This window comes from Pedobacter sp. 05L430 (assembly GCF_056397585.1).
Genome location: NZ_JBFTNT010000196.1, coordinates 1 through 8,160, shown reverse-complemented (window position 1 = coordinate 8,160; position 8,160 = coordinate 1). Strand labels below are relative to the sequence as shown.

Here is an 8,160-nt window from a genome sequence, read left to right as displayed (position 1 = left end):
GAAACAGCGGTTAGGACTGGTTCCTGTTAATATAGAACAGAAATTATGGTCGCAAACTGTAAATGCATCGGCCAGGGAATAGTAGAAGGGGATGTCCTCGCGATTGTAATATCCCATGGTTAATGGCATATCAGCATATTCCTTATTGCCTGATCTTTTGGCTTCCAGCCATCCATCGTATTTTCCGTTATTTCGGGCATCTACCTGATTTTCCCATGAGTGTGGAAGCGCGCTCATCCAGGTTGCTTTTGTATCTTTAATGTTTAACCGGAATGGGGCATAGGTTTGACCTTTTTTATTGCTTTGCAACCATACAGGGTATTGATTAGGTAGGGCAATAGCTCTAGGATCGTTAAAGCCCCTTACGCCTTTAAGCGTGCCAAATGCGTGGTCAAAAGACCTGTTCTCCTGCATCAAAAATACCACATGTTCTGCATCTAAAAAGGTACTGCCCACTTTAGGGTCTATTGCCATAGCTCTTTGTATTGATGGCGGTAAGATGCCAGCTATGCCTAGCGCACCGGTTAATAGGGATGCTTTTTTGATAAAGTCTCTTCTGGTTTCCATTTAAGTGTGTTATAATAAAAGGATTGGTTAGCCTAAACTAATCAATCCTTCGAATAAATTATAAAGAATATGAGCTTATTTTACCCACCAAACTTGTTGGTTAATTTTATCGTTTCCTGCACCAAACTGAGTTTCAATTGCTTTTGAAACATTGTCTCTGTTGTTGTCGTATTCCGATTGAGGATAAATCCAACGGTAAGGAACGGTAACACCAGCAGGGCGACGGAATTCGGGATATCCTGTTCTAAGGTTGTCATAAAATGCGCTCCATCCCGATTGGAAAAACGTTCTTAAATACTTTTGAGTAATTATCTGCTCCATTTTCTGGGCAGTTGTAGTGCTCAAGGCAAAGTTGTTTACTGGCAATGCCAGGTAATCGTTTGCTTTTTCTTCTGTTAAATAAGCCTCATAGCCTTTAACATAGGTTTGATAGAATTTAAAGGATGCCTTTACACCGTTTTTATAATGTTGGTTGGCATCGCCCGAAATCCAGTTTCTTACAATTCCTTCAGCAATAATAAATTCCTGTTCTGAGTAGCCCATTAGTACTAATGGCTCATTTGTAGGGTTGCTTGGAAAGCGGTCATTCACTTTAGATACCTTACCTGCTGCGGCTTTAATGCTGGTTTCTGCATATGGAGCAGCAGGGTCGCCACCTTCGTATGAGGTAAAATCATTAATTGGTTTACCCGCCTCTTTGCCAATTTTTGTTTGCGTACAATACAAGAATAAACGCGGGTCTTTTCTGTTTTGAAGATGCTCTATAAAAGTAGATGCCATGAACATACCAGATCCGAATCCGCTTGAGTTGAACTCCGGATAGCGGTTCCCTTCCTGATCTAGAAAGATCAGCTGCCCATCACCATCGGCTTCAGTATTGCCTAAAATAGGCTCGCTTTGTACAATCTGAGCAAAGGTTTCTTTAACTTTCAGGTCGTTGTCGCTTTCTTTTTTTGATAAAGTCATCAATACTTTTAATCTGAAAGAGTTAACCAGCCTGCGCCATTTAGCTGCATCGCCTTTGTAAATGATGTCGCCAGCAATGATTACGTTTAAGCCTTTAAGCATGTTGTTTGCCTCATCAAGCTCTTTAAGAATACCTTGAAACACGGTTTTCTGACTGTCGTAAACAGGCGGCATATAACCTGCCTGATCTTCTCCTTTCAGGGCTTGATTGTAAGGGATATCGCCAAAAGTAAGGGTCAGGTTGTAAAAGTAATAGGCTCTAAAAAATTTGGCTAAGGCGATGTAAGAGTTGTCGTTAATACGGCCGGCTTCTTCTATCATTTTAGTCACATTTCTAAGAGAGGAGTAGGGCGAAAAGTCGCCTCTTCCCCATTTAAAATACTGGCCTTCACTTTCGCCATCTGTTTGTACAAGCATACGGGTTGCATACAAAGGCGAAGTACCGCTGTATGCGCGGAAGGTATCCCACTCAATTTTGGTAAGCAAAAGCTGCGGGTGGGTTTGGGTAGGTTTGTTCGGGTCTATGTTCATTAAATCCTGGTCCTTGCATGACGACATAAGGAGTACCCCGGCTAGTAAACTATATATTAATTTTTTCATTATTCTTTTGTTTTAAATGTGATAGCTGTTAAAGTTTTACGCTTAATGAGAAGCCGATAAATCTTGCAGATGGGTCTTGCAGGTTATCGTCATTACCGTAATCAGGATCTAGTAATGGCATTTTCTTCCACATCAAAGGGTTGTAGCTGTAGGCAGATACGTGAACTGATTTTAAACTGCCCATTTTTATAACCTTTGCAAGGTCGTAGCCTACCGATATTCTTCTTAATTTGAAGAATGAGCGATCAAAAACGTTAGCAAATTTCTTGTTCTCTTCTTCGGTAACTCTTGCCTGGTATGGATAGATCTGACTCCATGTTTGCCAGTTTACAGCAGTTGTGTTTTTCTTATAGGTACGTGTATCTGAAAGTACGTTTCCGTTTACATCTCTTTTAAGCTCGCCACCGGTAATTACTACACCTTCTGGAATGTAAATTGCTTTTCCGGCTGCGTATTCTGCGTCTCTGAATTCAACAGAGCTAGGATGTTTACCACCCCACCACATTTTTTCGATAGTTACTGAGCGCATAACGCCACCCCATGCACCATCGATATCGATGTTTACATCAAAACCTTTTATCATGAACTTGTTTTGCAAGCCTAATCGCCAGCTCGGATCGCTATGGCCAAGGTTTACGTTGAAGTTATCTCTGGTAGGCAAACCAGTATTTGGATCAAGAATTACCTCGCCTGTGGCGCTTTTTTGCCATACTGTTCCGTAGAAGCTATCTGCTCTTTCGTTTAATTTCAGATCGCCAAACTTAGCCTGGTTGTTATAGATTTCTGTTAATTTCTTTACAGAAGTGCTCCAGTTTGCGGCAATATCCCAGCTAAAGTTCTGGCTTTTTACAGCACTATAATTGGCCATTATTTCCAGACCCTGAGTTTTGTATTTGTTGCCGTTTACCTTACGTGTTTTAAAGCCAGATGCCTCTGATGTGCTTAAATCTATGATCTGGTTTTCATCAATTACATTGTAATAGGTAAATTCTAAGCCCACTTTTTTTACCAGTGAGGTTGATAAACCAACTTCGTACGATGTAGATTTTTCTGGATTGATGTTAGGGTTGATGATCCCGTTAGGGTAGGTAACAGATGGTGTTGATCCGTAGGTTACATCTTTTGTATAGGTGGAGCTGATGCTATATGGAGCAAGATCGTTTGATACTTTGGCCCATGAGGTGTAAAGTTTAAGGTAGTCTAAGGCTTTAGGCATTTTAATATAATCTGAAACCATAGTACTTAAAGATGCAGATGGATAGAAGTATGATCTGTTTTCTTTTGCAAGGGTTGATGACCAGTCGTTTCTGCCGGTTATGTTTAAGTACACCGCATTAAACAAATCGAAATTTGCCGATCCGTATACACTTCGGATAGATTTCTGCTCCAGGTAATTTGTTGCCTGTACCGGGCCCTGGGTGTTGTTTAAGCTATAAACAAAAGGCACAATTAGACCGTCACTAGATGCATATTCTTGCTGTATGTCTCTATTGAAAGTGGATGCACCCGCGTTTAAAGTAAAGTTTAGATCTTTAGAGATCTCTTTATTGTATGAGGCAAGGAAATCCAGATCGACATTCATTTGTGAATTGTTCCACATTTTGTAATCCCCATTTCTTGAATCGCCGTAGTTCATGTACGATTTAGGGCTTTTCATGTTGTCGAACGATTTGTTTTCACGTCCCGAAGCTCTTGCCTGCAAGCTTAACTCAGGCGTTACCTGCCATCTAAGTTTTGCTTGTGCATTTAATACATTTCTGTCTGTTGCCTGTGTAAGTTCTTCTGAAGCAAAGTATGGGTTGTTGTACCAGGCGTAGTTATAGTTTGCCTGTCTGTATCCTTCCATGCCTGGAACATACATATGGTCTCTAAGGTCTTTGCCATTTACGTCGTCGCCCATCCATATCAAAATGGTGTACATATGGTTTTTAGGTCCGTATCCGTAACGTGGGTAGTTTGGAGAGCTAACTTTGTTGTAAGATAGGGTAGCGTCTAATTGAAGATTACTGGTAAGGTTAAATGAAGAGTTAAAGTTCATACCACCTGTTGTAAGTGAGGTATTTGGCACCTGACCTCTTTGAAATGAATATTTACCTGAGGCATAAAATTGTGCTTTGGCACCTTTATAGGCTACCGAGAAATCGTTATTGGTTACTATACCGGGTCTAAGAAAATCGTTTAGGTTGTCGTGTCTAACCCAATCGGTAGGTACTCTTTCGTATTTAGATTTATCATCATAAATAGTTCCTTTAACATTTCCGTACCATTGTATGGTTTCTCCGGTTTGCTTGTTTCTGATAGGGCTGTTCCATTGTGCAATTTTAACCCCTGGCTGAAATTTAGGCCCCCAGATCATATCACCATCAGAGATACCTCCATCTTCACCATCCCAGAATTCGTACTTGCCGTTAGATCCGTTTCCGTATTCGGTTTGCGTTTCAGGAAATACAGTGAAGCCTGCAGTAACCATATTGTTGGTGTTGATGTTGATCTCCAATCCGTCTTTTTCAGCATTTTTTGTAGTGATTAAGATTGCGCCATTTTTACCTCTGGAACCATATAAAGCAGATGCAGTAGTACCTTTTAGTACGTTTATATTGGCAATATTATCACCGGAAACATCGAAAAAGTCCGTTTCAACAGGAACGCCATTTATAACAATAAGTGGATTTTTACCTCTTAAAGAGAAGCCTGGTGCCTGGAACATCCCAGTAGGGTTGTTTACCGTTAAACCAGCAACTTGTCCGGATAGGGCATTACCGATGTTCATTGTTTTTGATTCTGACAACACATCTAATTTTACTTCCTGCGTTGCATAACCAATTTTTTTCTTTTGTTGCTTAATACCAATTGCAGTTACTACTACCTCGCCAAGTGTTTTAGAATCTTCCTGGAGGGTAATGTCGAGCTGAGTTTTACCTGCTACATCTGCGTTTTGAGAAATATAGCCAAGGTAAGTAAACGTAAGTGTGGCATCGGCAGCTGCCGGAATGCTGTATTTACCCTCGAAATCTGTAACTGTTGCTTTTTTTGAATTTGCTACACTTACACTAACGCCTGGTATGCCCACGCCCTTGGTGTCTTTTACGACTCCTTTAATGAGATTTTGTGCTATGGCTGCCTGAGCGAAGAAGAGGCATATAACACTAAATAAAAGTAGTTTTCTTTTCATGTTTGAGTTTGATTTTTACRGCGCAAAGCTAGATGAGTGCTGTAAAATCAATATGAAAATGGGATTATGGTTTTGTGATTTTGAGGTGGTGGAAAGACCGTGCCTATAACTTAAAGGTTATAGATTAAACTAATTGTTAACTATGTATTAGGTTTCTGTTTTCTATGAATAACGATGTTGTTTTATTTCCGTAAATTTGTGCCATTATAATTTAATATTAGGAAACTGTGTCGTTAGATAAATTAAAACTAAGCAAGTCGCTGGTAACAGCAATGAATGATGCCGGATATATATCTGCTAAAGAAATTCAGGCAAAAACTATGTCCAGGATAATTGGCGGGCAAGATATTATTGCTGTTGGACCTGAAGGCTGTGGTAAAACCACAACCTACGTGCTTGGCGTTTTAATGCGTTTAAAATACAGTACTGATGAGGCTCCTAAAGTATTAATTCTGGTTCCGGATCAGGAACGTGTGCTTGCAGTAATTGAAGAGTTCAGACTTTTAAGCAAAAACCGCAATCTGCGTATTATCGGCTTGTACGGTACAGGGGGCATGGATGAGGTGATTCAGGAACTGCTTGACGGTATTGATATTGTGGTTGCTACACCTACCAGAGCACGCGCGGTATATTTAAAACTTGGCCTTAACTTAAACAGGTTACAAATGCTGATAGTTGATGATGCTGAAGTGATTGTAAAGCAAGGTATGCAGTTACCGGTTTGTGAATTGGCAAGAAGTGCCGGTAAAGTTCAGCATTTAATTTTTACTACTGTTGTTCATGATAAACTGAACCTGATGATTGATCAGTTTATGAATTTCCCTACTACTTTAGAGGTTGAAGATCTTGGAGATAGTAAGGCAATAACGCACGAGCTTTTGCTATATCAGGTGCCTAATTTTAAAACCAAGGTGAACTTACTGAACCTGTTGTTGCGTGATGATGAGGTGTTTGATAAGGTTGTGATTTTTGTGAATTCGAGATTAACAGCGCAGAAACTTGGTAAAACTTTACACTCGGCCAAACCAGGTGAGGTTTCTGTATTGAAGCCTTTGTTTTTTGATGAAGAGGGTTTTGATCATATAGAAGATTTTAAAGATACCCCTGAAGCAAGGGTTTTAGTTATAGCCAATGAGGGATCTGCAAATGTAGACTTATCGGGTATTCCATTTTTATTCCACTTTGAGGTTCCTGAACAAAAGGAATTGTTTTTAAGCAGGGTYGTAAAATCAGACTCGGAAGAGATTGTGGCCATTACTTTTGCTACTGATATGGAACTGGTAGATTTAAGGAAGATTGAGCAGTCGTTAGGTGCAAAAATTCCGGTTATGGATTTGCCTGAAGATTTGGTGATTGATAAAGTCGCTAAAGCCTCTACTAAAATTAAAACAGTAAAAGAAACTGTTGACGCTCCAAAAGGTGGTGGTGCTTTTCATGATAAAAAAGAAAGCAACACGAAAGATTATAACTATGGAATAGGGCAGAAAGCTAAAATGACAATGAAAAAGAAACACGGTTAATTATACCGTGTTATTCTATATAGGGTGCTAACTTTTCTTTAGGTATAAACTCTGCGCGATAAGGCATAATACTACTTTTGAGCATCCAAAGGAAAGTACCTTTAAAGTTGGTAAGTACTACAGTATGCCTTTTTGAGGTACATTGTAAAATTGTAGTATCAGCTATCAGGTAAGAGCTTCCCATGCGGTCGTTATAGATTTCCTGCGGAAGCTTTGTTTCGGTAACCAGTTGTGATGTTTTATCGCTTTCATTTAGCTTAAATATCAGTGTTCTGGATAGTTTTTTACTGGTGCCATTGTCGAACAGCATCAGGTTACCCTGATTGTTCATGTGAACGGAATGACCTTGGTCAAAGGTGCTTCCTTCGGGCATTTTAAAGTCGCCATCTTTACCGAACTTCCAGATCACTTTACCTGTTTTGGCGTCTATTTTCCAGATTTGTCCGTTGTTATAAAAGGAAATAATGTAATTGCCATCCTTATCAAAGTTTAAGCTGTTTGCATGCATCCAGTCTTTCTTATCCCTCATTAAATTTTTGTCCTTTAACGGATCAAGCTCGTCAAATACTTTCCAGCTCCATACTTTCTTGCCTTTCCTGTCTAGTACTAAAATACCATCGCTCTTAACGGTGTCTTGTTTGCTGCCGCCATATTTACTAAGGTCCATTATCTTTTGTTCTACACACAAGGTAACTACCTGATTTTGCTTGTTTAATATAATTTCGTGATGTATGGTTTGCTTAAAATCCTTTTCACCTTTTTTAAGATGAAGCAGGGTATCGCCATTTAAAGATATCTCCAGTATTTCATTGCCATAACTGGTTGGGTACTCATCATTACCAAGAATGGAAAGCAGGGTTTTGTTTTGGGTAAAGTGGGTGGTTTTAAAACCTGTTCCATCTACCTGGTGATACCATTTTATTGCGCCTTTAGCATCTATAATGAAAATGATGCCGGGTATTTCTCTTCTGTAGATAAGCATATAACCTTGTTTGAAAGAGGTAGGTATTACCTTAGGATCTGGTGCGTAAACTTTAAAGAAGTCCTGTATCCACATTGGGAAGTCCGTGGTTTTAAAGTCGTAGGTTTTGCTTTTGGCTTCGCATTTACTGGTCTGTGTAATTACACGATACCGATATTCTTGTTTGGGATTTAAGTTGGTCATCACGATGCGGTGATGCTTTTTGTTGACCGAAACGGGAGTTCTTGTTATTTGCTTTTCTTTTCCCTTTGGCCAATATTCAATTGAAACATCTAAAGAGGTTTTGAGTTCTACATCGGCATGTACCTTTAAGCTATTCCTATCTGGAGCGCTGAGTTTTATCTCTATAATTT

General features: G+C 39.6%; 5 protein-coding genes. 1 reads left to right on the top strand and 4 read right to left on the bottom strand.

All coding sequences use genetic code 11. The features are described 5' to 3' along the window. From AC1DG9_RS19570 to AC1DG9_RS19560, 3 genes are all read right to left on the bottom strand, one after another. Positions 1-567: alkaline phosphatase family protein (locus tag AC1DG9_RS19570; RefSeq protein ID WP_477635078.1), on the bottom strand; the 567-nt coding region annotated here is incomplete at its 3' end. A gap of 75 nt (positions 568-642) precedes the next feature. Continuing rightward, complete coding sequence (locus tag AC1DG9_RS19565; protein ID WP_337716376.1) at positions 643-2,133, bottom strand: SusD/RagB family nutrient-binding outer membrane lipoprotein; 1,491 nt, start codon at positions 2,131-2,133, stop codon at positions 643-645. A 28-nt stretch (positions 2,134-2,161) separates the two neighbouring features. Further along, complete coding sequence (locus AC1DG9_RS19560; RefSeq protein WP_337716377.1) at positions 2,162-5,305, bottom strand: SusC/RagA family TonB-linked outer membrane protein; 3,144 nt, start codon at positions 5,303-5,305, stop codon at positions 2,162-2,164. A gap of 227 nt (positions 5,306-5,532) precedes the next feature. Here AC1DG9_RS19560 and AC1DG9_RS19555 point away from each other — a divergent pair, with 227 nt between their 5' ends. After that, a complete protein-coding gene (locus tag AC1DG9_RS19555) occupies positions 5,533-6,825 on the top strand; it encodes a DEAD/DEAH box helicase (protein WP_288881158.1) in 1,293 nt (430 codons plus the stop codon). A 10-nt stretch (positions 6,826-6,835) separates the two neighbouring features. On the opposite strand, the gene AC1DG9_RS19550 is transcribed toward AC1DG9_RS19555, so the two are convergent. After that, the coding region (locus AC1DG9_RS19550; RefSeq protein WP_477635077.1) for an aryl-sulfate sulfotransferase at positions 6,836-8,160 on the bottom strand (1,325 nt) is incomplete at its 5' end.

Excerpts from the sequence above, each read along its gene's own strand:
- AC1DG9_RS19565 (WP_337716376.1), bottom strand. The coding sequence starts at position 2,133 with ATGAAAAAATTAATATATAGTTTACTAGCCGGGGTACTCCTTATGTCG.
- AC1DG9_RS19560 (WP_337716377.1), bottom strand. The coding sequence starts at position 5,305 with ATGAAAAGAAAACTACTTTTATTTAGTGTTATATGCCTCTTCTTCGCT.